The sequence below is a fragment of the Pelagibacterium mangrovi genome (assembly GCF_036662815.1).
GTDB lineage: Bacteria > Pseudomonadota > Alphaproteobacteria > Rhizobiales > Devosiaceae > Pelagibacterium > Pelagibacterium mangrovi.
Window position 1 is genome coordinate 102,191 of record NZ_JBAFXA010000003.1, and the last position, 25,696, is coordinate 127,886.

Genomic DNA, 25,696 nt, shown 5'->3' on the forward strand with positions numbered 1-25,696 from the left:
GGGCGAATCATGGTGCGGAGTTAGCCGGCAACGCGCACGCCGTCCCTGCGCGGGCTGCATGGCACGGGCCATCAAACCGTCGCACAAAGTGGGCTATACTGAAGCTTCGTGCGCCCTGCTATTGAGCGGCGCTCATTCGCTGCGGACGACGCTCCATTACTTCCTTGAGGAAGCGGCCCGTATGGGAGCGCGAATTTTCGGCAACGTCCTCGGGCGTGCCCACGGCAACGATTTCACCGCCGCCATCGCCACCCTCGGGTCCCAGATCGATGATCCAATCCGCTGTCTTGATGACTTCGAGATTGTGCTCGATGACGATCACCGTGTTGCCTGTGTCGACGAGTTCCTGAAGCACTTCGAGAAGTTTTGCGACGTCGTGGAAATGCAGACCCGTGGTCGGCTCGTCCAGCACGTAGAGCGTGCGGCCGGTGGCGCGCTTGGACAATTCCTTGGCCAGTTTCACGCGCTGGGCCTCGCCGCCCGACAATGTCGTCGCCTGCTGGCCGATCTTGACGTATCCCAGGCCCACGCGCTGGAGCGTGACCAGCTTGTCGCGAATGACCGGAACGGCCGAGAAGAACTCGACGCCCTCGTCCACGGTCAATTCCAGGACGTCGGCGATCGACTTGCCCTTGAACTGCACTTCGAGCGTTTCCCGGTTGTAGCGATGTCCCTTGCACACGTCGCAGGTGACATAGACGTCGGGCAGGAAGTGCATCTCGATCTTGATGACACCATCGCCCTGACAGGCTTCGCACCGTCCGCCCTTGACGTTGAACGAGAAGCGGCCCGGCGCATAACCGCGCGCCTTGGCTTCGGGCATGTTGGCGAACCAATCGCGAATATGGGTGAACGCACCGGTATAGGTTGCCGGATTGGACCTGGGCGTGCGACCGATGGGGCTCTGATCGATATCGATGACCTTATCGAGAAATTCGAGGCCCGTGAGGCTTTCATGGGGCGCGGGATGAACGCGCGCACCATTCAGACGCCGCGCAACGGCCTGATAGAGAGTGTCGATCGTCAGCGTCGACTTGCCGCCGCCGGACACACCGGTGATCGCCACGAACATGCCCAGCGGGATATCGACGGAAACGTTCTTAAGGTTGTTTCCCGTCGCGCCGGCGAGCGAGAGCTTGCGGCCCTTTTTGGGCTTGCGGCGCTCCGCGGGAATTTCGATCCCCATGCGGCCGGAAAGGTATTTGCCGGTAAGGCTGTCGCGCGAGTTGAGAATATCGGCGGGCGTGCCCTGAGCGATGATATGACCACCGTGAACGCCGGCGCCCGGACCGATATCGAGGACGTGATCGGCGGTCAGAATGGCATCCTCGTCGTGCTCGACGACGATCACCGTATTGCCGAGATCGCGAAGACGGCGCAGGGTTTCGAGCAGGCGGGCATTGTCGCGCTGGTGCAGGCCGATCGAAGGCTCGTCGAGCACATAGAGCACGCCGGTGAGCCCAGATCCGATCTGGCTGGCGAGCCGGATGCGCTGGCTCTCTCCGCCCGAAAGAGAGCCTGAATTGCGCGACAGGGTGAGATATTCGAGCCCCACATCGTCGAGGAAGGTCAGGCGCTCGCGGATTTCCTTGAGGACGCGCTCGCCGATGGCCGCCTGTGTCTCATTGAGATGATCGGGCAGGTCCGTGAACCATTGGACCGCCGTCTTGATCGAGTAATCGGCGACTTGGCCGATGTGAAGACCGTTGATCTTGACGGCCAGGGCCTCGGGCTTGAGCCGATATCCATCGCATGCCGGGCAGGGGGCCGCCGACATGTAGCGCTCGATATCCTCGCGCGCGGCGGAGGATTCGGTTTCGCGATACCGCCGCTCGAGATTGCCGATCACGCCTTCGAAGGGCTTGTTCGTGGTATATTTGCGCAGGCCGTCATCGTAGACGAACTCGATCGGCGTCTTGTCGGTGCCAAAGAGCACGGCGTGCTGCACTTCGAACGGCAAATCCTGCCAGGCGGTGCCGGTGGAAGCCTTGAAATGGCGCGTCACGGCCTGCAGCGTTTGCAAATAATAGGGCGAAGAGGTTTTCGACCACGGCTGGATGGCGCCATCGCGCAGCGAGAGCGATCCGTCCGGAACGACGAGGTCGGGATCGATCTTGGCTTCGGTGCCCAGACCGGAACAGACCGGGCAGGCGCCGAAGGGGTTGTTGAAGGAAAACAGGCGCGGTTCGATTTCCGCGATCGTAAAACCGGAAACCGGGCAGGCGAATTTTTCCGAGAACGTCAGGCGCCTGGGCGTTCCATCCTCTTGGGTGCCATCGGCAAATTCGGCCAGCGCGATGCCGTCGGCCAGCCGCAGAGCGGTCTCGAAGCTCTCGGCGAGGCGGCTGGAAATCTCGGGATTGACGACGACGCGATCGACCACGACTTCGATATCGTGCTTGAGCTTCTTGTCGAGCGCGGGGGCTTCCTCGATCTCATAGAACTCACCGTCGATCTTGACGCGCTGGAAGCCCTTTTTCATGAGCTCGGCCAGTTCCTTGCGGTACTCGCCCTTGCGGCCGCGCACGATGGGGGCCAGAAGGTAAAGCCGGGTGCCTTCCTCGAGCGCCAGAACCTTGTCGACCATCTGGGAAACCGTCTGGCTCTCGATGGGCAGACCCGTGGCCGGCGAATAGGGAATGCCGACGCGCGCGAACAGCAGGCGCAGATAATCGTAAATCTCGGTGACCGTGCCGACCGTCGAGCGCGGGTTGCGCGAGGTGGTTTTCTGCTCGATGGAAATGGCGGGGGAGAGCCCGTCGATCTGTTCGACATCGGGCTTTTGCATCATTTCGAGGAACTGGCGCGCGTAGGCCGAAAGGCTTTCGACATAGCGGCGCTGGCCCTCGGCGTAGATGGTGTCGAAAGCGAGCGAGGATTTGCCCGAGCCCGAGAGGCCGGTCATGACGATCAGCTTGTCGCGGGGCAGGCGGACGTCGATATTTTTGAGGTTATGCTCCTTGGCGCCTCGTATGACGATATCGCGATTGGGATTGGAGATGTCGTTCATCGTGTCGCAACGTCCAAGGGTATCGGCCCGATGGGGCCGGCAAAAACAATTTAACGGGCGCGGGAAGCGTCTGGTTCACTTAAGCACAACGAAGCCCGGCTGCAAGATCGCCAAGCGCACATCTGCGATGCACTCGGAACATAATAAGAACGAATGATTTTCTGTCAAGCTTGACAGTGCCATTTTATCATGAACAAATTAGGAACAAAGGAGTTGTGCAAAGCGCCTCATGGCGATGAACTTTGCGCGGCTCTCGCTATATAGTGCGTCCCAACGTGACTGGCCGGATTTCGGTTCGGCGGACAAGAGACAGGAAGGCGAAAGATGTCGGGAAGCGTAAACAAGGTTATTTTGGTCGGCAATCTGGGAGCGGACCCCGAAGTGCGCTCGCTTCCGAGCGGCAGCCCGGTCGTCAATCTGCGCATCGCGACTTCGGAACGCTGGCGCGACCGCAATACGGGCGAACCGCGCGAGCGCACCGAGTGGCACCGGGTGGTGATCTTCAGCGAAGGTTTGGCCAAGGTGGCGCAGAATTACCTGCGCAAGGGCTCCAAGGTTTATATCGAGGGCCAGTTGCAGACCAGGAAGTGGGAAAAGGACGGGCAGGACCAGTACACGACCGAGATCGTGCTGCAGGGGTTCAACTCGACCCTGACCATGCTCGATGGGCGCGGGGAAGGCGGCGGCGAGAGCGCCGGCGGCGGCTATGGCTCGGGCGGATATGGCGGCGGCGGCCGGCAGGTGGAGAACCGCAGCCGGCCCTCGAGCGCGCCGGCCTTCGAGCCCGGCGGCATGGACGACGATATTCCGTTCTGATGAACAGGCAGGGCGCCGGAAGGCGCCCTGACCGGCTTTTGCCGGAAACTCTCTAGTCGGCGATGTGATCGGCGACATAGGCGCCGCGTTTGCCCATGGGCTTGTCGGGGCCGACCGTAGTGTCGACTATCGTCTGGAGTTCGATCTCGGCATTGAATGCCGCGCCCAGGACGAAGATCTGGGCGGAGATATAGAGCCAGAAGAGCAGTACGACCGCTGCCGCGAGCGAGCCGAAGCTGGCTTCGAATTCTCCGAAATTTTCCACATAGAGCGAAAACGCCAGGCAGATGCCGAGCCAGAGCAGGGCGGAGAGCACTGCGCCGGGCCAAATCCAGCGCGCCTTGGCCGCTCGCCGGTCTATGGTGAAACGGTAGAGCAGCGAGAAGGCGATGACCGCGAGGCCCATGAGAACCGGCCAACGCAGCAGAAGCGCGAGCTGTTCTCCGGTGCCCGGGATGGGGCTTAGCCCCGTGAGGATGGGGAGCGCCGCCGTCAGGGACAGCGCCACGATCATAAAGCCTGCGCCGAGGACGGTTACGACGAAGGAAAGGATGACGGCGACGATGAAGTTGCGGTCCACTTTTTCGTAGTAGGCGGCAGATGCTGTGTAGATGAGCGCGTTGACGCCGCGCGAACCGCTCCAAAGGGCGACCGCTATCGAAATGGCGAGCCCTATGCCCAGGCCGGCGGGTGGCTGGTTCATCAGCTTGTCGAGTTGGTCGACGATCACGGAAAAGGCGATGTCGGGCATGAAAAACGACAGACGCTCAAGCTGATCGATCAGGAATGAGCGCTCGGCCAGAAGGCCGACGAGCAGCACGACGATGGCGATCGAGGGGAAGATCGACAGGAAACTGAAAAAGGCCACGCCGGCGCAGCGCAGCGACGTGTCCATGTCGATCATCGTCTTGCCGGTCCGGAGGAGCACCTGCTTCCAGTCCGACCATTTGAGGTCCAGCGGCCTGCGGGCGTGATTATCCATCGGCACCGCCTCAGCCGGCGCTCAGGATACGCTCTATCTTATCGACGGGATGGTTGGTGAGGTTCTTGGGCACCTCGCCAATGACCTTGGACGAGACTTCCGGATGCAGCTCCTTGCGCAACTCGCCCAGGATGCGGGGGGCGGCGCAGAGCACGATCTGCTTGAAGCGGTTGTCGTGCGCGAATTTGTAGAGCAGTTCGGCCGCGTCCTTGGCGAACCGATCCTGAGCCAGCCGGTGCCAGTCGGTTTCTTCCATGGCGCTTTGTCCCGATCCGACGTCGTTCATGCGCCCGGGGCTGTCGGTGCCTTGTTCGCGGGTGGGCGGATTATCCTGCTCGAGCTCGCGTACCACCTTGAAATCGGGCGTTTTGCGGTTGCCGGCGTTCTCGAAAAACAAGGCTTTTTCGCCGTCGGCAACCAGCACCCAGACCTTGTTGTCGAGGTTGAAATTCATTTCCTGCACGGTGGCGTCTCCCTGTTCCTCAAATGCACCGGGGGAACGGCCAACGGGGGTTGGGGTTCCGAGCGATCAGTCGGCGCTGAAGTTTGCGTAGCGGGCGAGCGAAGACAGAGCGAGCGTTACGAGGATGAGAGCGGCGGTGCCGAGCAGGACTGGCGAAAAACCCGTGTGCTCGGCGATGAAGCCGATGGCCGACGGTGCGACCAGAATGCCCGAATAGCCCATGACCGTAACTATGGAAAGACCGATCCCCGGCGCGACACCGGGCAGATTTCCGGCAGCCGAAAAGGCGATGGGGACCATGTTGGAAATACCGATGCCGGCGATGGCAAATCCGAGGATCACCAGTTCGGGCGTTGGCGCCAGCGCGCCGGTAACCATGCCCGCCAGGGCGAAAATGCCGCAGACCCGCAACGTCGTCACGGCCCCCAGGCGCTGCCGGATCGCATCGCCCGCGAAACGCATGATGGCCATGGTGGCCGAGAAGGCTGCAAACCCCAGGGCGGCCAATTCGATGCTCGTTCCGTGGTCGCGCTGAAGATAAAGGGCGCTCCAGTCGAGGATGGCGCCTTCGGGGATCATGGAGAACAGCGCCATGATGCCGACAAGATAGGGCAGGGGCGAGGACGGGAAGCGCAAGGGCGGCCGAGCCTCGGCCTCGCCCGACGGCTGGTCCTGCGCGATCAGCGGCAGGACGGGCAGGGCGATGAGCGCGGCGATGATTGTCACGGTAACGGCGTGACCGATCTCACCGAGCCAGCCGAGCAACAGCCCGCCCAATGAGGCCCCCAGGAGGCCGCCGAGACTCCAAAAGCCGTGGCAGGACGACATGATGGCGCGGCCCATGCGCTTTTCGACCTCTACCGCATTGGTGTTCATCGCCACGTCCATGCCGCCGACGAACCCGCCGAACGCGAATACGACGATGGCCGTTGTAACGATCTCGGGGGCGAGCGAAATCAAGAAGAGCAGCGGCAGGACGATCAGCGCGGCGAGTTTGAGCATGGGCGCCGAACCGTTTCGCGCGGTGAGCGTGCCGAATATCGGCATGATGAGGATCGAACCCATGCCGAACGCGAGAATGAGCAAGCCCATGACCGATTCCGTGATGCCGAGCCGAGCCATCAAGACGGGGATTTTGGGCGCCCAACTGCCGACCAAAAAGCCGTTCATCAGAAACAGGACGGACACGGCGATGCGATCGCCGCGCATACCGAAATAGAGCGGCACCAAGCCGCGTGAGGTGGCCAGGTCGGACATTGTAAAACACACGCGAAAGAGAAACACTTGAGCCGCTCATTCAACCCGATAGCGTCGGTTGAGCAAGCAATTTCATGTAATCGATAACATCGGTTGCGATTTGGCGACAAACTGTGCCCGTATTGCGCCACCATGGTGCGCGAAACTGGCATCCTGACGCGGAATCGAATAAACCCGATGCCAGAAGAATCAGTGCAGAAACGAGTATCGTGACAGACACGCCAGAAGATGACGCGGGCGGCATGTTGCCCTCCGACATCAACCCGATCTCGATAACCGACGAGATGCGCAAATCCTACCTCGATTACGCCATGAGCGTGATCGTGAGCCGGGCCTTGCCAGACGTGCGCGATGGGCTGAAGCCGGTCCACCGCCGCATTCTCTTTTCGATGCATGAGCAAGGATACGAGTACAACAAACCGTACCGCAAATCGGCGCGCGTCGTCGGTGACGTGATCGGTAAGTATCACCCGCACTCGGACGATGCGGTTTATATGTCCTTGGTCCGCATGGCGCAGAATTTTTCGATGCGTGTGCCGCTGATCGACGGGCAGGGCAATTTCGGTTCGGTGGATGGCGATATGCCGGCGGCCATGCGCTACACCGAGGCGCGCATGGAGAAGGTCACCGGGTCGCTCCTCGACGATCTCGACAAGGACACCGTCGATTTCCGCGACAACTACGACGCGAGCGAGCGGGAGCCGACCGTTCTGCCGGCGCGGTTCCCCAATCTGCTGGTCAATGGCGGCGGCGGTATCGCCGTGGGCATGGCGACCAATATCCCCAGCCACAATCTGGGCGAAGTGATCGAAGCCTGTCTCGCGGTGATGGAAAACTCAGACATCACTGTCGAACAGCTCATGGAAATCATCCCGGGCCCCGACTTTCCCACGGCGGGCATCATCCTGGGCAAGTCGGGTATCCGCTCGGCCTATGAGACCGGGCGCGGCTCGGTTTTGATGCGCAGCCGCGTGACGGTCGAAGAGGTCCGCAAGGAACGCGAAGCGCTCATCGTCCACGAGATTCCCTATCAGGTGAACAAGGCGACGATGATCGAGAAGATCGCCGAAATGGTGCGCGACAAGCGTATCGAAGGCATCTCCGACATCCGCGACGAGTCCGACCGGCAGGGCATGCGGGTGGTGATCGAGCTCAAGCGCGACGCCGTTGCCGATGTCGTGCTCAACCAGCTTTATCGCTATTCGATGCTGCAGACCTCGTTCGGCTGCAATTTCGTGGCGCTCAACGGCGGCAAGCCCGAGATCATGCCGCTCAAGGCGATCCTGGAAGCCTTCCTGCGGTTCCGCGAGGAGGTGATCACCCGGCGGACGCGGTTCCTGCTCAACAAGGCACGCGACCGCGCCCATGTGCTGGTCGGCTTGCTGGTTGCCGTCAACAATGTCGACGAAGTGATCCGGCTGATCCGTTCGTCGCCCGATCCTGCCACAGCGCGCGAAAAGCTGCTCGATCGCGACTGGCCGGCCAGCGACGTTATCGATCTGATCGGGCTGATCGACGACCCGCGCCACAAGGTCAACGATGACGGCACGTTCAGGCTTTCCGACGAGCAGGCGCGCGCCATCCTGGCCCTGACCCTGTCGCGCCTGACCGCGCTGGGCCGCAACGAAATCGGCGAAGAACTCAATACGCTCGGCGAGCAGATAAAGGATTATCTCGATATCCTTCGCTCGCGCGAGCGCGTGCTGCAAATCATCCGCGACGAGCTGACCGAGATTCGCGATCAGTACGCGACCCCGCGCCTGACGCAGATCGACGAATTCGCTGGCGACCTCGACGACGAGGATCTGATCGCGCGCGAAGACATGGTGGTGACGGTCAGCCACGCCGGCTACATCAAGCGGGTGCCGCTCTCGACCTATCGCGCGCAGCGCAGGGGCGGGAAGGGACGTTCGGGGATGTCCACGCGCGACGAGGATTTCGTTTCGCGCCTATTCGTCGCCAATACTCACACGCCGGTGCTGTTCTTCTCCTCGCGTGGCATCGTCTACAAGATGAAGGTCTGGCGCCTGCCGGTCGCCGCGCCGAATGCGCGGGGCAAGGCGCTGATCAACATGCTGCCGCTCGAAGAGGGCGAACGCATCACCTCGATCATGCCGCTTCCCGAGGACGAGACGAGCTGGGAAAGCCTCGACGTGATGTTCGTCACCCAATCGGGCAATGTGCGCCGCAACAAGCTTTCGGACTTTGTGGAAGTGCGCCAGAACGGCAAGATCGCCATGAAGCTCGACGAGGGCGATGGCATCGTGGGCGTCGAGACGGCAAGCGAAGCCGACGACATCCTGATCACGACCTCCAACGGCCAGTGCATCCGGTTTGCCATCACCGACGTGCGCGTGTTCAAGGGACGCGATTCGACGGGCGTGCGGGGCATCAACCTTGCCGAGGGTGACGAAGTGATCGCCATGTCGATCCTGCGCCACTTCGAGGCTTCGGGCGACGAGCGGGCCGCATATCTCAAGATGAGCCGTGCCGTGCGTGGCGAAACCGAAGAAACCGCCGAGAACGACGAGGAAGCGACCGGCGATGCGCCGCTCGATCAGGAGCGCTACGCAGCCATGAGCGCTTCGGAACAGTTCGTGCTGACGATTTCGGAAAAGGGCTTCGGCAAGCGCACGTCGTCTTTCGAATACCGGATCACCGGCCGCGGCGGCAAAGGCATCGTCGCCATGGCGGTGAACGCGCGCAATGGCAAGCTGGTCGGCTCTTTCCCGGTGGAAGACGACAATCAGCTCATGCTGGTCACCAATGGCGGGCAGGTCATCCGCGTTCCCGTCGATGGCATCCGGATCGTGGGGCGCTCCAGCCAGGGCGTGACGATCTTCCGCACCGCCGCCGATGAGAAGGTGGTGTCGGTCGAGCGGATCGTGGAGCCCGACCACGATGACGACGAATCGGGTGAGGAGCCGGAAGGTTCTGCATCCGAGGAATAATGGGCGATTGCCACGGTCTCTTGCCAAGCGCCGGAGACCGTGGCTAGCTTTCTATGATTTCTTCGGAGGCTGCCATGCCGGAACCGTCCTCGCTTATCGCCTTTCTCGTAGCGTCGTTTTTTATCGCCGTGGTGCCCGGCCCCACGGTTACCGTCATCATCGCGAGTGCGCTGGCACGGGGCACACTGGCGGGCATGGCCATCATCCTGGGCACGCAATTGGGGCTCGTTTCGATGATCGCGGTCGTCGCGCTGGGCCTTGAGGCCGTTATGAGCGTGATGGGATGGGCTTTCGACTGGATCAAGATGATCGGCGCGGCCTATCTCATATGGCTCGGTTATCGGATGCTGCGGTCGAGCGGCGATATCGAATCGGGCAAGGACGAGCGGCACAAAACGCTTTGGGGCTATGTCGTTCAGGGCTTCATCGTCATCTGGTCCAATCCCAAGGCGTTGCTGATGTTCGGTGCGTTCCTGCCGCAGTTCGTTGTCGATAACGGCGCCGCGTTTCCCCAGATTCTGCTGTTGGGAGCGCTGTTCATGCTGGCGACGACGCTGAGCGATTCCGTCTATGCGGTGCTCGCGGGGCAGGCACGGCACTGGATCAGCGCGGCGCGCGTGCGGCTGGTCAACAGGGTTTCCGGTGCCGTCCTGATCGGCGGCGGCATCTGGCTTGCACTGCAGCGCCGGGCGTGACAAAAACCCGTCATGACTGAGCGCGTGGGATTTTATCCTGGTTCTTTCGATCCGGTAACCAATGGCCATCTCGACGTGATCGAGAGGGCTTGCAAGCTCGTGGACCGGTTGATCGTCGGCATCGGGGTCCATGCCGCCAAAACGCCCATGCTGAGCGCCGCGCAGAGGCGCGAGCTGCTGGCCGAGACGGCTGGAGCGATTGCAACGCGCAAGGGCGTCGGCATCGAAATCGTCGAGTTCGACGGACTGATGGTGCAGGCAGCGCAGCGGGTTGGAGCCGGGTTGGTCATCCGTGGGCTGCGCGATACGACCGACTATAATTACGAGATGCAGATGGTGGGCATGAACGCGCAGATGGCGCCCGATATCCAGACGGTTTTCGTGCCGTCGAGCCCCTATGTCCGCCACATTTCCGCAACGCTGGTGCGCCAGATAGCCCAAATGGGGGGCGACATTTCCCCCTTCGTGCCTCGCTCCGTTCTCAAACTGGTGGAAAAATAATGGCCCGACATGCCGATAAACCGGCCAACCGCGCGGTTGGCCTTCTTGCCTTTGCCTTCGTTGCGACATTCGGCACGATGGTAGCCTTGCCCTACCTGCCTTTCGGACAGACGCCCGCGATGGCGCAGGCCGCTTCGGAAGTCCCAGCGGACGCTCCCATCGCCACGCTGACGCTCGAAAGTGGCGAGGTGACTATTGCGCTGCGTCCCGATCTGGCGCCCGAGCATGTGGCGCGGATCACCGAACTGGCCAATTCGGGCTTTTATGACGGCCTGAAATTCCATCGCGTCATTGACGGTTTCATGGCGCAGACCGGCGATCCGCTGGGCAATGGCACGGGTGGTTCGGATTTGCCGGATCTGGCGGCCGAATTCTCGAACGAATCCTTTGTCCGGGGCACGCTCGGAATGGCGCGGTCGATGAGCCCGGATTCGGCCAATTCGCAGTTCTTCATCGTTACAGCGGATTCCCCGCACCTCAACGGCCAATACACCCTGTTCGGCAGTGTCGTCTCCGGCATGGAACTGGTCGATGGGCTGGAAAAAGGACCGGCCAGCGCCAATGGCGCTGTCGCAAATCCCGACATCATGGTTTCTCTGCGCGTCGCAGAGCCCGAATAAACAAGAAGGAACGCCAAACATGGCCGATTACGCCGATCCCGAAAACACGATCCTCATGGAAACCAGCAAGGGCAATATTGTCATCGAACTGCGCCCCGACGTTGCGCCCAACCATGTCCAGCGCATCAAGGAACTGACTCGCGAGGGGTTTTACGACGGCATCGTCTTCCATCGGGTGATCGACGGTTTCATGGCCCAGGTGGGTTGCCCCAAGGGCAATGGCACCGGCGGATCGGACAAGCCCGATCTCAAGGCCGAATTCAGCCAGGAAAAGCATGTGCGCGGCACGGTTTCGGCCGCCCGTTCGTCCAACCCGAACTCGGCAAATTCCCAGTTCTTCATCTGCTTTGACGATGCGCCCTGGCTCAACGGTCAGTATTCGGTGTTCGGTAAGGTGATCGAAGGCATGGATGTCGTCGATCAGCTCGAGCGCGGCGAACCCGTCCGCAATCCGGACCGGATCGTTTCGATGCGCGTCGCCGCCGACGCGGCCTAAGCGATTGCCGGTCCACGGAACGATGCGATGAAAGTCGACCTTTTCGACTTCGACCTTCCCGAGGACCGGATCGCGCTGCATCCGGTTTCGCCGCGCGATAGCGCGAAGATGCTGGTGGTCGGTGCCGACGGATCGCTTGCCGATCGGATCGTCACCGACCTTGAAGAGATATTGCAGCCGGGAGACGTGCTTGTCGTCAACGACACGCGCGTCATTCCCGCAGAGCTGAGGGGAATGCGGCATCGCGATGAGTTCGTGGCGTCCGTCTCCTTCAATCTTCACAAGCGGGTCAATGGCAATACGTGGCTCGCTTTTGCGCGTCCGGCCAAGCGGCTGAAGGCGGGCGACCGGGTCGTGTTCGGCGCGACGTCCGAAGTCTGCATGCTCGATGAGTTGGCCGCTACGGTCAAAGCGGTCGAGGAGGGGCAGGTGACGCTCGCCTTCGATTTCTCCGATGCCATACTCGATGAAGCCATCAAGGCGCGTGGGGCCATGCCGTTGCCGCCCTATATCGGGGCGAAGCGGGACATCGAGGACCGCGACAAGACCGATTACCAGACCGTCTATGCCGAGCATGATGGCGCCGTCGCGGCGCCGACGGCCGGGCTGCATTTTACGCCCGAACTGCTGGAACGGCTGGAAGCCAGGGGCGTATCGATCGAGCATGTGACGCTGCATGTGGGAGCAGGGACCTTCCTGCCGATGAAGGCCGACGACACCGAAGACCACAAGATGCATGCCGAATGGGGCGTGGTTTCGCCCGAGACCGTCGAGCGCATCAAGGCGGCGAAAGCGGCTGGGGGACGTGTCGTGGCCGTTGGGACCACGAGCTTGCGGTTGCTCGAAAGCGCGGCGCGGCTGACGGGTGCTCTCGAACCCTTCGCCGACGAGACCGATATCTTCATCACGCCAGGTTTCGCGTTCCAGGTGGTCGATGTGCTGATGACCAATTTTCACCTGCCACGCTCGACGCTGTTCATGCTGGTCTCGGCCTTTTCGGGCTTAACGACCATGCACAAAGCCTATAAGCACGCCATCGACGCGCACTATCGCTTCTATTCCTATGGCGACTCCTCGCTGCTGTTCCGAGCCGACAGATGACCGAACATTTCCAGTTTACCCTTTCCACCGCCGACGGGATGGCGCGGCGGGGGCAGATCGACACGCCGCGCGGTGAAATCCGCACGCCGGCCTTCATGCCCGTGGGGACCGCCGGAACTGTGAAGGCGCTCTATCCCGAGCAGGTGCGCGAGACCGGCGCCGATGTCCTTTTGGGCAACACCTATCACCTGATGCTGCGGCCCGGCGCGGAACGCGTGGCGCGGCTGGGCGGATTGCACGAATTCATGGATTGGCAGCGGCCGATCCTCACCGATTCCGGCGGGTTTCAAGTGATGAGCCTCGCCAAGCTCAGAAAGCTCGATGAAAACGGGGTGAAGTTCAAATCCCATATCGACGGCTCGTCATACGACCTTACGCCAGAACGTTCGATCGAGATTCAGAAGCTGCTGGATTCCGATATCATCATGCAGCTCGACGAATGCGTGGCGCTGCCCGCCGAACATGACGAGCTGGAACGGGCGATGGAGCTTTCGATCCGCTGGGCCGAGCGTTCCAAGAAGGCATTCGACGACGCGAAGGGCAGGGCGCTGTTCGGGATCGTCCAGGGGGGCGATGATCCCCGACTGCGTTCGCGCTCGGCCGCTGGGCTGGTCGATATCGGCTTTCACGGCTATTCGGTCGGCGGGCTGGCCGTGGGCGAGCCCCAGGATGTGATGTTCAAGGTGATCGAGGAGATCACGCCTGAACTGCCGACGGACAAGCCGCGCTATTTGATGGGCGTGGGCAAGCCCGACGATCTGCTCGGCGCCGTTGGGCGTGGGATAGACATGTTCGATTGCGTGCATCCCACGCGTGCCGGACGGCACGGCCATGCCTATACGCGCTTTGGCGTGGTCAACCTCAAGAACGCGCGCCACAAGGACGACCCGCGGCCGCTGGACGAAGCCTCGCCCAACCCGACCGCACGCCGCTTTTCGCGCGCCTATCTGCACCATCTGGTTCGCAGCGAGGAGATTTTGGGCGCGATGATCCTCAGCCAGATCAACCTCGCCTACTATCAAGAGTTGATGGGCGGCATGCGAAATGCAATTGAGGAACATGCTTTCGACGCTTACTGCGCGTCTGTCCGTGAAGGCTGGGCCAAGGGCGATTTGCCCGCTCTGGAATAGGTGAACACGATGTCGAACAAAATTCGCAAGGCTGCTTTCGAGGACCTCAAAAAGCACAAGAAGCGGCTTTCGGGGACGACGATGCGCGAGCTGTTCGCACATGATCCCGAGCGGTTCTCGGCCTATTCGGCGCGGTTCGGCGATATCCTGCTCGATTATTCCAAGAACCGGGTGGACAGCCAGTCGATGACGGCGCTGTTCGATCTGGCCCGCGCGGTCGAGGTGGAAGGCCGGCGCGACGACATGTGGGCGGGCAAGCCCATCAACATCACCGAGCACCGCTCGGTCCTTCACATGGCGCTGCGCCATTTCGGCGACGAGCCGGTGCTTTCCGACGGCGCCGATGTCATGCCCGCCGTGCGCGACGTTCTCTCGCGCATCAAGGGATTTTCCGATGATGTGCGCGATGGCGGTATTCGCGGCGCCACGGGCGAACAGTTCACCGATGTGGTCAATATCGGCATTGGCGGGTCGGATCTGGGACCCGCGATGGTGACCCTGGCGCTCGCGCCCTATACGCGGCCGAACCTGCGCGCCCATTACGTTTCCAACGTCGATGGCGCCCATATCCACGATACGCTCAAGGGGCTCGATCCGGCAAAGACGCTGTTCATCGTCGCTTCCAAGACCTTCACCACCGACGAAACGATGACCAACGCGCACACGGCGCGCGCCTGGGTCGCGAAATCCCTCGGTGAAGTGGCGGTAAACGACCATTTCGCCGCCGTTTCCACCAATATTGAAGGCTGCAAATCCTTCGGTATTCGCGAGGACAGGATCTTCGGCTTCTGGGACTGGGTCGGAGGACGATATTCGGTTTGGTCGGCTATAGGCCTGCCTGTGGCGATCGCGGTCGGATACGAAAATTTTGAGGCTTTCCTGCGCGGCGCTGGGGAGATGGACCAGCACTTCCTCACCGCGCCGCTCGAGCAGAACCTGCCGGTGATCATGGCGCTGCTGGGCGTCTGGTATCGCAACGCCTGGGGGTTCGCGACCCATGCGGTGCTGCCTTACGACCAGCGCCTGTCGCGGTTTTCCGCCTATCTGCAGCAGCAGGACATGGAGTCGAACGGCAAATCGGTGACGCTCAACGGCAAGAGCGTCGGCTGGGAAACCGGTCCCGTCATCTGGGGAGAGCCGGGCACCAACGGCCAGCACGCGTTCTATCAGTTGATCCACCAGGGCACGAGCGTCATCCCGTGCGATTTCCTGCTGGCGGCCAATCCGCATGAGGAGCTGCCGCCCCATCACGCCAAGCTCGTCGCCAACTGCCTGGCGCAGTCCGAGGCGCTGATGCTGGGCAAGTCCAAGCAGGAGGTTCTTGACGAACTGAAGGACGCCGGCATGGACAAGGACGAGATCAAGGCCTTGACGCCGCACAAGGTGTTTCCGGGAAACCGGCCGTCCAACACGATACTCTATTCCAGGCTCGACCCGGCTACGCTCGGCAAGCTGGTGGCGCTCTACGAACACAAGGTGTTTGTGCAGGGCACGATCTGGAACGTCAATTCATACGATCAGTGGGGCGTCGAACTGGGCAAGCAGCTTGCCAAGGCGTTGCTGCCCGAAGTGGAGAAGGCAGAGCCCGCCGGTTCGCACGACAGCTCCACGCAAGGCCTCTTGGCCCATTTCCATTCGCTGAAGGGCTAACGATGACCATCACCTCCGAAGAAGAACTCGAACGCCTCAAGGTCATCGGCCGCATCTGCGCCGTCGCGCGCGACACCATGGCCACGGCGCTCGAACCGGGGATGACGACGCGGGAGCTCGATGACATCGGGCGGAAAGTTCTCGAAGATCATGGGGCGCGGTCCGCGCCGGAGGTGACTTACGACTTTCCCGGTGCGACCTGCATTTCGGTCAACGAGGAAGTCGCGCACGGCATTCCGGGAAATCGCGTCATCGCCGCCGGCGATCTGGTCAATATCGATGTGTCGGCGGAAAAGGACGGGATTTTTGCCGATACGGGCGCTTCCTACATCGTTCCGCCCGGCACCCCCCGGATCGAAAAGCTCTGCCGCGACGGGAAAAAGGCCATGTGGACCGGGATTCGCGCTGTGAAATCCGGGGCGAGGATGGCTGAGGTGGGCGAGGCCATCGGCAAATTCGCCGGCACCAATGGCTATACGCTGCTGCGCAATCTGGCCAGCCACGGCATTGGGTACAGCCTCCACGACGAACCGGGTGAAATCCCCACATGGCCCGACCGTTCCGAGCGCCGCCGGATCGCCGACGGTCTCGTTTTCACGGTCGAACCGTTTCTGTCATTGGGTGGGCAGATGGCCGAGGAAAAATCCCTGAACGATCCATGGACGCTGGTCAGCGTTCCGGCTGCGCCTTGCGTCCAATACGAGCATACCGTCGTTGCAACGCGGCGTGGCGCTGTTGTCGTGACGCTCGCCGCTTAGACGATTTGTTTTGCCGCGAGCGCTCTAAAAGCTCGTCCGAATACCGATCATCGTCGCGTTGGCGCTGCCGCCGCCGCCAAAGGTATTCCAGGCGCCGGATCGGTGATGCAGGCGCCAGAACATCTCGGTTTCGGGATGGTCCGCCGCGGACACGCTGATTTCCGGGCTTAGGTAAAAGAGAAGGTCGCCGGGCAGTCCGTCGCCGGCTTCCCGCTCGGCTTCGACGCCCATCGTGTCGGTGACGGCGCTGGCCCCGAATGTCAGGGCGGGCGTAATCCGCAGAGTGTCGGCGATCACGAAACCGTCGTAGCGCCCCACGACGCCAGCCCAGACTTCTCCGGTGGTTTCCGCACCGGTCCGAACGGCGGCGCCGGCCTCGATGCCGAGTTTGAAATTTTCGACGGGCTCGACCAGGAAATGCTGATAGCCGCCGCCCAGGACGATGGCGTTTTCATATTCCGCCGTGAACGGGTTGAGCATTTCCCCCTCATGGGAAGCGCCCATGCGACCGCCGAAGATGAAAATCTTTTGGTCTTCGGACGGCACGGGTGACGTATCGAATTGGGCAAACGCCGGAGTCGCGACCACGACGGCAGCAAGGACGAGGGCAAAACGTTTCATGGCAAGAATTCCCGCCCACTTGATGCGGGCTGCTAATTAATTGACGAGGAACGCGACGAGAACGTGCAGGTTCCTGGGCTTTCGGCCTTTCGGATCGGGGTGATGCTGGAAAGCCATATAGGTCCGCGCAAATGCGACACAAGTTTGTCCACATCGCGTTTCCCCGGGCTTCGCCGAAGACGGAAGGGCATTAAGGCTAAGATTGTGTTAGCGGGGCAGCAGGACGATCGCGAGGGGCGCGGCCACAAGCAGCACGAGGATGGCGATCATGCGCAACGGCAATGACGAACGCAGCCAGCTCGGAGAGGCCAGCGATACGGCAAAAACAATCAGGGGCGATATCAGCGCCGATTGGAGAAATTCGAGGCGCAGGAAATTTTCATATCCTGCCAGCCTGAGCGCGATCCAATAGCCCCCGACAAAGCCTGCCAGCGCCGCCATCAGCATGAGAATGACGTCGGCAAATATGGCGATCATCTTATCGAGATAAGCGCTGGAAAAGAACAGCACCAGGCCGAACGCAACGAGAAACGCCGCCGTGAGCGTGATCGGTAGCCTGAGATCGGAAAGAACGGCAACGGTATCGTGCGGCCGGTAGCTCGCCAGCGCGCCTTGGAAAGGCACGGGGAAGGGCAGGGCGACCAGCCCCCAGATCAGCGCAAGCAGAACCAGGGCGCTGAGCGCGAAGAAGGCGGCCGTGATGGCGATCGCCTTGAGCCTGCTCGAAACCGGATTCATGGATTATTCGGGCCTGTCGATGAACACCGAATAGGCCGCGTAGCAATAGGACGTCTCGCAATCGACGAGGTCGAGCTCGAGTTCGATGCGGCCATTGGCTTCCGAGACGAAAGTGACGATGGGATAGAAATCGTCCAGCCGATCCTCGCCCAGCAGTTTGCCGGCGGCGTTGTAGATGCCCAGATCGAGATCGATACAGTCTTCATCGCAATCGCCCATCACCTGGATCGAGGTGTTGGCGGGAACGTCGAGTTCGATACGAGCGGTTTCGCCTTCGTCGAGCCGCAGCACGCCGAAGGAATCGAGCACATGACCGGATTCGGTATAATTGATGTTCTCGAGAACCTGCTCGTACAGACGAGAAATGTGAACGTTCTGGGCAAGCCCGGGCGTTGCGGTCATGGCGATGCCCGCCGCCGAAAGTGCCGCGAGGCTGAAGCGAATGAATGCCATATGGTGTCCCCGTATCCTGTCGCGCCTAGCAATAATGCGACACTGCCGGCGCGGCAAGCCGAACAAAAGCTAGAGCGCTTCCAGCAAAAGTGGATACCACTTTTGCGGTTCGCAAGCGCGACGAACAAAGACCTAGAGCAATTGAGCGATTCGAAGAAAAGCGAAAATGCTCTACGGCGCCATATTGAGGGGAATGGGTGACGGCTCGTTGATCACCGTGATCCGGACGCGTTCGTTGGCCGCGAGATAGGGATCGTTGACGAAGTAGGGCTCACTGCTGGCCCGGCCGACGACGGAATGCATGCGTTCCTCCGAAAGACCGAATTCTCCGAGGATGGAGCGCACGGTATTGGCGCGGTCGGTCGAAAGCTCCCAGGCGGTATAGGCCGGGTCGGAATAGATCACACCGGCCGCGGTATGGCCCGAAATACGCACCTGATTGGGCAGGCGTTCGAGGGTGGGGGCGATGGCGGCGATGGCGGCACGCATCCATTCGTAGGGATATTTCGAGCCTTCCTGGAACATCGGGCGGCCGCGTTGGTCGACGATCTGGATATCGAGCCCTTCGTCGGTGGCCTCGACGATGAGATTGTCGGAAATTTCCGTTATTTCGGGCAAGGCTTCCCAAGCCTGGCGGATGCTCGCCGCAGCGCTGTGGAAGAGTTGCGGATTGGTTGCCGAGAGATCGGTGGGGGAATCCTTTTCGGCGGAGTCCGCGTCGCGAACGTTGCCGGAGGCGGAATCGATCGCCGCGTTCTCCCGGCCATCGATATCGGCAATGCCTTCGATGTCGGAATTGCTTGCCATCGCACCCATGGAATCCATCGCGCGGCCGGCCATGGCGCCGCCCGCTCCGCTCAGGCTTTCGCTCACATTGGGCGGGGCGAAATAGTTGGCCAGCCCTTCCTTTTGCTCCGGCGTGGTCATGCTGATGAGCCACATCAGCAAAAAGAACGCCATCATCGCCGTTACGAAGTCGGCATAGGCGATTTTCCACGCGCCGCCGTGGTGGCCGTGGCCGCCCTTTTTGACCTTTTTGACGATAACGATTCCGTTGGCGCGCGACATGGCTTGGGCTCCCGGCGGCTACTGGGCGAGTTTGAGATCGTTGGTGGCCTTGTCGACCTCGGCGAAGGTCGGGCGGTCTTCGGACATCACCGCCTTGCGCGCGAATTCGACGGCGATCACTGGCGGATAACCGGCGACATGGGCCAGCAGACCGGCCTTCATCGAAAGAAAGTATTTCGACTCGGCCTCATTGGTGTTGCGCAATGCCTGGGCCATGGGAGCGAAAAAGCCATAGGCACAGAAAACGCCCAGGAACGTGCCCACGAGCGCGCCGCCGATCAGGTGTCCGAGCACCTCGGGAGGTTCGGTGATGGCGCCCATCGTCTTGATGACGCCGAGAACCGCCGCAACGATACCGAGAGCCGGCGTCGCGTCCGCAAGCGCCTGTACGGCAGAGACGACGCGCTCCTGCTCCTGGTGGTGGGTTTCGAGTTCCTCGTCCATCAGGGCTTCGAGTTCGTGGACGGCGTAGGTGCCCAGCGTGATCATCCGCAAATAGTCGCACATGAATTCCACGGCATGGTGGTTCTTGGCGAAGGTGGGAAAGCGGGCGAACAGATCGGACTGCTCGGGATTTTCGACGTGCTGTTCGAGGGCGAGGAGGCCCTTGGATTGCACCAGTTTGTAGATCGAAAACTGCAGGCCGAGCAATTCGACGTAGGATTGCTTGTTGTAGCGCGGCCCGCGAAACAGCGAACCCATGATGCCGAGGCTTTGCTTGAGCACCGCCTTGGGATTGCCGATGATGAAGGCGCCCATGGCCGCGCCCAGAATGATAACCGCCTCGAACGGTTGCCAGAGAACCTCCAGATGGCCGCCCATGGCGGCATATCCGCCCAGAACGGATAGGAAGATGATGATGGTTCCGGCAATCAGTCGCATGCGTCCTGCATCCCTTGGAGATGGGCACCATTCTGTGCCGCGCATTGATCTATACGCGGCCAAGGTTACCGAACTCTGAGTCGGAGGGCAGGGGTGCGACAGGATGTACCAGGGTCTTTAGACCTTGTTATCTTTTCTCCCTGCGGGCATCATTGTCCGAAAGCACAAGGAGGAAGTTGCTTATGTTTAGAATTGCCCTTGCCGGAACTCTCGCTCTCCTGAGCTCCACCGCATTTGCCCAACAGGCGGAAGGCGATGCCAATCAGCCCTTCGCCGCCGGCGCCCCTCTCAGCATCGTCAACGAAGCTGGCGAAGAGACCACGCCGACCGACAACGTCCGCGTTTTCGGCAGCTTTCACTTTGCCGAGAGCTGCACTTTCGATCCCGATCGCAACCTCATCCTGGTGATGAATGCGGGAGCGCCGCAAGAATCGATCGAAAACGATGGCTATGTTTCGCTGCTCAACCCGGACGGCACCGTCCACACGAGCAAGTGGATCGGCGCAACTCGCGACGGTTTGACCCTCAACCATCCCTTGGGCAGCGCCATTGCCGATGGCACGCTCTACGTTGCGGACCAGAACACCGTCCGTACGTTCGATCTGGAAACCGGTGAGCCCGGCGACGCCTATGAGATCGAAGATGCAACGATGCTCAATGGCATCGCCGCGTCGGAAGGCACCGTTTATGTGTCCAATACCCGTGAGCCCGAACGCATTTACGCGATCAGCCCCGAGGGTGAAACCTCGGTGTTCGCGGAAGGCGCACCGCTCGCGGCCCCCAATGGCGTGGCCATCGATGGCGAGGGCAACATCGTCGTCGTCAATATCGGCAACAACGAAGTGCTGACGTTCAGCCCCGATGGGGAACTGGTGGGAACCGAAAATGCCGTCGAAGGCGGCAATGACGGCATCGTCATTCTCGAAGACGGCACCAAATATGTGAGCAGCGTTCGCTTCGGCAGCATCTCGCGCATCGCACCGGGCGAAGAGGCCGAAATCATCGCCTCCGGCATCCCGAGCGCAGCGTCGATCTGCTACGATTCCGCTCAGAACCAGATCGTGGTTCCGATGAACCCCCACAACGCCGTGGCATTCGTCGGTCTCGAATAGAATCCAAAAACCCTGTGCTCGGCGCTTTGTGCGCCGGGCATGGATTTGCTGACTGCAATTTGGAAAAGTCGGCGGTTTGGTGGGCTCGTCGGGATTCGAACCCGAGACCATTCGATTAAAAGTCGAGTGCTCTACCAGCTGAGCTACGAGCCCGTAACGCTGCGATCATATCGATCGGCCGGCGACGCGCGGAACATAGTGGTTGGCCGGATCGAGTCAACCCGTTTTTGTTGTCTTGATACGCTAAAGCGGCCAGGGTGCACCTTCGTAAGGCGCTGGGTTGCATGGCAATTCCAGCCGCTCCAGCCTGCCGCACATCGCTTCGGCCGACGCAAGATCGGGCAGGGGCCCAAGCACTATGCGAGCAAGCTCTTCGGCATCGGCTTGAGCGACGAGCGGAGCAGTGCCCAGCAAAAGCGTGCCCGCCGCCGTGGAAATATCGGCATAGGTCGCCTCAAGATTTTCGTGCTCGATCGACTCGCCGACGGCAATGCCCTGCAATCCGATATGGGTGATGATCGAAAGCGCGCCCTGGTCGAGCGGTGGGGGCAGGGGCTGTTCCGCAGCTTCGGGCGCCAGTTCATCGAACAGCGGGCTATAGCGCACCACCATGGTGCCGCCGTCGACCTCATAAACCTCCGCCGCCGTTTCGGTGATGGCGGCGGTTAGCAGCGAGCGGTCGATATCGCTTTCGAGCGGCAGCGATTCGATCAGCAGCGGCAGGCTCATCTCGACGGCCGCAAGGCGGCGGATGACTTCGCCATTGTCATCATCGAGAAGATTGAATCGGGCAAGAAGCGCGCGATAATCGCCCACGATGCGGTTGCGGTCCTGCTCGAGTTCGGCCAATTGGGCGCGCATTCGGTTGAAACCGCCCGTTTCGCGATAGGGCGTATGCAGGCCGCCAAGCGCATGCGCGGGAACGAGAAAGGAAAGATTGGCCGCCAGAACGGCGAGTGCGCCGCATGCGAGCGCGGCGATGCCCCAATGGGCGATTTCGACGCGTTCGGTCGGAAGGGAAAACCGTTTCGGCCTTTGCACCTAAATATATCCCGCTTTATCGGCGAATCAGATCAAACCACACTCTATAGGCTCAAACGTAAACGGAGCCGTTACGCCGGTCTGTCAGGACAAATGCCAACACCGTGCTGCCATAAAGATGGGCGAGACGGGCGAAAAGAAAGACGCTTGGGGACATCGACATGACCGATCTTATGGCAATCGTTCTCGCCGCCGGCGAAGGGACACGGATGAAATCGGGCCGGCCCAAGGTCCTCCATGAGGTTGGCGGGCGACCGATGGCCGGCCATGTGCTCAAGGCGGCGCGCGACGCTGGCGCCGGAACGATCGCCATGGTGACCGGGCCGGGCCATGAGGCAGTGCGTCAGGCGATGGCGCGGATAGACCCCGAGGTAGTGTTCTTCGAGCAAGCCGAGCGCAAGGGTACGGCCCATGCCGCTTCGATGGCGCAGCCGGCCTTCACCCAGGCCAAGGGGTATATCGCTGTCGTCTATGGGGATAATCCGCTGTTGCGGGCCGAAGATTTCAAGCGCGTGACGGACCGGCTCGATGCCGGGCTGGATGCGGCGATCCTGGGGTTCGAACCCGCCGATCCCACAGGCTATGGCCGCTTCATCACCGATGGCGACAAGCTTCTGGCCATCCGCGAACATAAGGATGCCAGCGAAGAAGAGCGCGAGATCACCCTCTGCAACGCCTGCATCCTTGCGTTCCGCGCCGAGGTGTTCCAGGCTCTGATCGACAAGGTGGGCACCAACAATTCCCAGGGCGAATATTACCTCACCGATCTCGTCGAACTCGCCAATGCGGCCGGACATTCGGTGGGCTACGCCATCGCTCCGGAAAACAACGTCATGGGCGTCAACGACCGCGCCCAGCTTGCCAAGGCCGAGGCGGTGTTCCAGGAGTTGAGGCGCGAGGATTTCATGCGCGCTGGCGTGACACTGCACGATCCCGCCAGCGTCTATTTCTCCTTCGATACCGAGATCGCGCCCGATGTGGAGATCGAGCCGCATGTGGTTTTCGGCCCGGGCGTCAGGATAGAGACCGGCGCAGTCGTTCACGCCTTTTCCCATATCGCGGGCGCCCATATCGGGGCCAATGCCAGCATCGGCCCATTCGCGCGATTGCGTCCTGGAACCGATCTTGCCGACGACACCAAGGTGGGCAATTTCGTCGAGGTCAAGAACGCGCGGATTGGGCAGGGGGCCAAGGTCAGCCATCTCACCTATATCGGCGATGCGGACATCGGCGAGCAGTCCAATATCGGTGCCGGCACGGTGACCTGCAATTACGACGGATACAACAAGGCAAGGACGGTCGTCGGCGCCAACGCCTTTATCGGCTCCAATTCCGCGCTGGTCGCACCGGTCGAGATCGGCGACGGCGCTTACGTGGCGTCCGGGTCGGTCATTACGGAGCCCGTGCCCGCCGATTCCCTGGGCATAGGGCGATCGCGGCAAGTCAACAAACCTGGCTACGGCAAGGCGCTCAACGAGCGCTTCAAGGCCATCAAGGAACAGAAATAGGGGGCCAGCATGTGCGGCATCGTCGGTATTATTGGAGTCGAGCCGGTCGCCGAACGGCTGGTGGACGCGTTGCGGCGGCTCGAATATCGCGGCTATGACAGTGCCGGCGTTGCAACGCTGACCGGCGCAGGTCTCGACCGCCGGCGAGCCGAAGGCAAGCTCAACAATCTCGCCGGGCGGCTGGCCGCGTCGCCGCTCGAGGGGGCCATCGGGATCGGGCATACACGCTGGGCAACCCATGGCGGCGCCACCGAGAACAACGCCCATCCGCACGCCACCGAGAAGGTGGCCGTGGTCCACAACGGAATCATCGAAAACTTCAAGGATCTGCTCGAAGATCTTGCGCGCGACGGATATCTGCAGAACAGCGAAACCGACACCGAGGCCGTCGCGCTTTGGGTTACGCGCGAACTTGATCGCGGAGCGACGCCCCGGGACGCCGTTGCGCGAACGCTGCCGATCCTGCGGGGCACGTTCGGGTTGGTCTTCCTTTTTGCCGGCAATGACAGGTTGCTGATTGCCGCACGGCAGGGCTCGCCGCTGGCGGTCGGTCATGGACGTGACGAGATGTATCTGGGCTCGGATGCATTCGCGCTTGCGCCATTCACCAACCAGGTGACCTATCTCGAAGAGGGCGATTGGGCGATCGTTACGCCCGGCAAGGCGGAAATCTTCGATTTCGAGGGCAATCCGGTTCAGCGCATACAACAGATTTCGTCGGCATCGGCGGCTTTGGCCGACAAGGGCAATCATCGCCATTTCATGGCCAAGGAAATCTATGAGCAACCCGAGACGATCTCCCATACGCTGGCTCACTATGTAAATCTCGCGTCGGAAGCCGTAGATCTCCGCGAAACGCTGCCGTTCGATTTTGCCAAGCTTTCGCGCCTGACGATCACCGCCTGCGGCACTGCATATTATGCGGGGCTGGTCGCCAAATACTGGTTCGAACGCTATGCACGGCTGGCCGTGGATGTGGATGTGGCTTCCGAATTTCGCTACCGCGAACCGCCATTGCCCGACAATGGGCTGACGCTGGTTATCTCGCAGTCCGGCGAGACGGCCGACACGCTTGCCGCGCTTCGGTACGCCGCCAAATCGGGCCAGCACATCGCGGCGCTCGTCAATGTGCAGGAATCGACGATTGCCCGCGAAAGCCACGTGGTTTTCCCGACCTTGTGCGGCCCCGAAATCGGCGTGGCGTCCACCAAGGCGTTCACCGCGCAGCTTACGGCGTTGGCCAGCCTTGCCATAGCGGCGGGGCAGGCGCGGGGTATCCTGAGCGCGTCCGAGGCCCATACCTTGGTGCGCGCCCTGATCGAACTGCCCAGCGCGATCTCCGAGACATTGCGCCACGAACCGCGCATCGAGACCATCGCGCGCCAGCTCGCCCGGGCTTCGGACGTTCTCTATCTCGGACGCGGGCAAATGTTTCCGCTGGCGCTCGAAGGCGCGCTCAAGCTCAAGGAAATTTCCTATATCCACGCCGAGGGCTACGCCGCCGGTGAGCTCAAGCACGGCCCGATCGCGCTGGTGAACGAGGAAATGCCCGTCGTCGTCGTCGCTCCGTCCGATCCGCTCATGGAAAAGACGCTTTCCAACATGCATGAGGTTGCGGCGCGCGGCGGCAAAATCATCCTGATCACCGATGCCCTCGGCCGGCAGGAAGCTGGCGATGATGTCGGCGAGATCGTGGAAATGCCGCGTGTCCATCCGTTCATCGCGCCGATCGTTTCGGCGATCCCGGTCCAGATACTGGCGTATCACACAGCGGTTTTCATGGGCACGGACGTCGATCAACCGCGCAATCTCGCCAAGTCGGTGACCGTGGAGTAGGGAGTTT

The 25,696-nt window shown here is 61.4% G+C and carries 23 protein-coding genes and 1 tRNA gene; 13 read left to right on the forward strand and 11 right to left on the reverse strand.

All coding sequences use genetic code 11. The features are described from left to right. Nucleotides 1-118 precede the first annotated feature (118 nt). Nucleotides 119-3,010, reverse strand: coding sequence for an excinuclease ABC subunit UvrA (gene uvrA, locus V4T21_RS05635; RefSeq protein ID WP_332714313.1), 2,892 nt, complete (start codon nucleotides 3,008-3,010; stop codon nucleotides 119-121). Nucleotides 3,011-3,334: 324 nt separating this feature from the next. Here uvrA and ssb point away from each other — a divergent pair, with 324 nt between their 5' ends. Next, nucleotides 3,335-3,826, forward strand: a complete 492-nt coding sequence (gene ssb, locus V4T21_RS05640; RefSeq protein ID WP_332714316.1) for a single-stranded DNA-binding protein — start codon at nucleotides 3,335-3,337, stop codon at nucleotides 3,824-3,826. A 52-nt stretch (nucleotides 3,827-3,878) separates the two neighbouring features. Here the strand turns inward: ssb and V4T21_RS05645 are convergent, their stop codons facing one another. The 3 genes from V4T21_RS05645 to V4T21_RS05655 all read right to left on the reverse strand — a co-directional run bounded on the left by V4T21_RS05645 (nucleotide 3,879) and on the right by V4T21_RS05655 (nucleotide 6,528). Further along, the gene (locus tag V4T21_RS05645; protein WP_332714318.1) at nucleotides 3,879-4,808 is read right to left on the reverse strand and encodes a YihY/virulence factor BrkB family protein; all 930 of its coding nucleotides are present in this window, start codon (nucleotides 4,806-4,808) and stop codon (nucleotides 3,879-3,881) included. A gap of 10 nt (nucleotides 4,809-4,818) precedes the next feature. Beyond that, a complete protein-coding gene (locus V4T21_RS05650) occupies nucleotides 4,819-5,262 on the reverse strand; it encodes a host attachment family protein (RefSeq protein ID WP_332715045.1) in 444 nt (147 codons plus the stop codon). 75 nt (nucleotides 5,263-5,337) lie between these two features. Then, complete coding sequence (locus V4T21_RS05655; protein ID WP_332714320.1) at nucleotides 5,338-6,528, reverse strand: MFS transporter; 1,191 nt, start codon at nucleotides 6,526-6,528, stop codon at nucleotides 5,338-5,340. Between the two features lie 242 nt (nucleotides 6,529-6,770). Here V4T21_RS05655 and gyrA point away from each other — a divergent pair, with 242 nt between their 5' ends. The 9 genes from gyrA (at nucleotide 6,771) to map (ending at nucleotide 16,430) form a co-directional block, all read left to right on the forward strand. Next, entirely contained in the window at nucleotides 6,771-9,479 is a 2,709-nt protein-coding gene (gene gyrA / locus V4T21_RS05660) for a DNA gyrase subunit A (protein ID WP_332715047.1), read from the forward strand. Nucleotides 9,480-9,553: 74 nt separating this feature from the next. After that, on the forward strand, nucleotides 9,554-10,174 hold the full coding sequence (locus tag V4T21_RS05665) for a LysE family translocator (RefSeq protein ID WP_332714322.1): 621 nt from the start codon (nucleotides 9,554-9,556) through the stop codon (nucleotides 10,172-10,174). Nucleotides 10,175-10,186: 12 nt separating this feature from the next. Then, nucleotides 10,187-10,675, forward strand: coding sequence for a pantetheine-phosphate adenylyltransferase (coaD, locus tag V4T21_RS05670; protein WP_332714324.1), 489 nt, complete (start codon nucleotides 10,187-10,189; stop codon nucleotides 10,673-10,675). After that, nucleotides 10,675-11,295 (forward strand): peptidylprolyl isomerase, encoded by a 621-nt coding sequence (locus V4T21_RS05675; RefSeq protein WP_332714326.1) that lies wholly within the window; start codon nucleotides 10,675-10,677, stop codon nucleotides 11,293-11,295. The genes coaD and V4T21_RS05675 overlap by 1 nt, the downstream gene beginning before the upstream one ends. A gap of 19 nt (nucleotides 11,296-11,314) precedes the next feature. Further along, nucleotides 11,315-11,791, forward strand: a complete 477-nt coding sequence (locus V4T21_RS05680) for a peptidylprolyl isomerase (RefSeq protein ID WP_332714328.1) — start codon at nucleotides 11,315-11,317, stop codon at nucleotides 11,789-11,791. Nucleotides 11,792-11,818: 27 nt separating this feature from the next. Continuing rightward, complete coding sequence (gene queA, locus V4T21_RS05685) at nucleotides 11,819-12,892, forward strand: tRNA preQ1(34) S-adenosylmethionine ribosyltransferase-isomerase QueA (protein WP_332714330.1); 1,074 nt, start codon at nucleotides 11,819-11,821, stop codon at nucleotides 12,890-12,892. Further along, nucleotides 12,889-14,022, forward strand: a complete 1,134-nt coding sequence (tgt, locus tag V4T21_RS05690) for a tRNA guanosine(34) transglycosylase Tgt (RefSeq protein ID WP_332714332.1) — start codon at nucleotides 12,889-12,891, stop codon at nucleotides 14,020-14,022. Before queA ends, tgt begins: the two co-directional genes overlap by 4 nt. A 9-nt stretch (nucleotides 14,023-14,031) precedes the next feature. Next, nucleotides 14,032-15,672: a glucose-6-phosphate isomerase gene (gene pgi / locus V4T21_RS05695; RefSeq protein ID WP_332714334.1), complete on the forward strand. Its 1,641-nt coding sequence runs from the start codon at nucleotides 14,032-14,034 to the stop codon at nucleotides 15,670-15,672. A gap of 2 nt (nucleotides 15,673-15,674) precedes the next feature. Then, nucleotides 15,675-16,430 carry a type I methionyl aminopeptidase gene (map, locus tag V4T21_RS05700; RefSeq protein ID WP_332714336.1) on the forward strand — a complete coding sequence of 252 codons (756 nt, stop codon included), beginning with the start codon at nucleotides 15,675-15,677 and terminating at the stop codon, nucleotides 16,428-16,430. 24 nt (nucleotides 16,431-16,454) lie between these two features. Here map and V4T21_RS05705 read toward each other — a convergent pair whose 3' ends face one another. The 5 genes from V4T21_RS05705 to motA all read right to left on the reverse strand — a co-directional run bounded on the left by V4T21_RS05705 (nucleotide 16,455) and on the right by motA (nucleotide 20,192). Continuing rightward, on the reverse strand, nucleotides 16,455-17,051 hold the full coding sequence (locus V4T21_RS05705) for a hypothetical protein (RefSeq protein ID WP_332714338.1): 597 nt from the start codon (nucleotides 17,049-17,051) through the stop codon (nucleotides 16,455-16,457). Nucleotides 17,052-17,258: 207 nt separating this feature from the next. After that, the gene (locus V4T21_RS05710) at nucleotides 17,259-17,789 is read right to left on the reverse strand and encodes a hypothetical protein (RefSeq protein ID WP_332714340.1); all 531 of its coding nucleotides are present in this window, start codon (nucleotides 17,787-17,789) and stop codon (nucleotides 17,259-17,261) included. A 3-nt stretch (nucleotides 17,790-17,792) separates the two neighbouring features. After that, nucleotides 17,793-18,242, reverse strand: coding sequence for a hypothetical protein (locus tag V4T21_RS05715; protein WP_332714342.1), 450 nt, complete (start codon nucleotides 18,240-18,242; stop codon nucleotides 17,793-17,795). A 171-nt stretch (nucleotides 18,243-18,413) separates the two neighbouring features. Next, on the reverse strand, nucleotides 18,414-19,310 hold the full coding sequence (locus V4T21_RS05720; protein WP_332714344.1) for a flagellar motor protein MotB: 897 nt from the start codon (nucleotides 19,308-19,310) through the stop codon (nucleotides 18,414-18,416). 18 nt (nucleotides 19,311-19,328) lie between these two features. Next, nucleotides 19,329-20,192 (reverse strand): flagellar motor stator protein MotA, encoded by an 864-nt coding sequence (motA, locus tag V4T21_RS05725; RefSeq protein WP_332714346.1) that lies wholly within the window; start codon nucleotides 20,190-20,192, stop codon nucleotides 19,329-19,331. Between the two features lie 182 nt (nucleotides 20,193-20,374). Here motA and V4T21_RS05730 point away from each other — a divergent pair, with 182 nt between their 5' ends. Beyond that, a complete protein-coding gene (locus V4T21_RS05730; RefSeq protein WP_332714348.1) occupies nucleotides 20,375-21,304 on the forward strand; it encodes an SMP-30/gluconolactonase/LRE family protein in 930 nt (309 codons plus the stop codon). 77 nt (nucleotides 21,305-21,381) lie between these two features. On the opposite strand, the gene V4T21_RS05735 is transcribed toward V4T21_RS05730, so the two are convergent. Together V4T21_RS05735 and V4T21_RS05740 are read right to left on the reverse strand one after the other, a co-directional pair. Then, nucleotides 21,382-21,457 (reverse strand) — tRNA-Lys (locus tag V4T21_RS05735). A gap of 90 nt (nucleotides 21,458-21,547) precedes the next feature. Beyond that, a complete protein-coding gene (locus tag V4T21_RS05740; RefSeq protein WP_332714350.1) occupies nucleotides 21,548-22,345 on the reverse strand; it encodes a hypothetical protein in 798 nt (265 codons plus the stop codon). Nucleotides 22,346-22,506: 161 nt separating this feature from the next. Between V4T21_RS05740 and glmU the strand changes: the two genes are divergently transcribed. Together glmU and glmS are read left to right on the forward strand one after the other, a co-directional pair. After that, nucleotides 22,507-23,853: a bifunctional UDP-N-acetylglucosamine diphosphorylase/glucosamine-1-phosphate N-acetyltransferase GlmU gene (gene glmU, locus V4T21_RS05745; RefSeq protein WP_332714352.1), complete on the forward strand. Its 1,347-nt coding sequence runs from the start codon at nucleotides 22,507-22,509 to the stop codon at nucleotides 23,851-23,853. A gap of 9 nt (nucleotides 23,854-23,862) precedes the next feature. After that, complete coding sequence (gene glmS, locus V4T21_RS05750; RefSeq protein WP_332714354.1) at nucleotides 23,863-25,689, forward strand: glutamine--fructose-6-phosphate transaminase (isomerizing); 1,827 nt, start codon at nucleotides 23,863-23,865, stop codon at nucleotides 25,687-25,689. The last annotated feature ends 7 nt before the right edge of the window (nucleotides 25,690-25,696 follow it).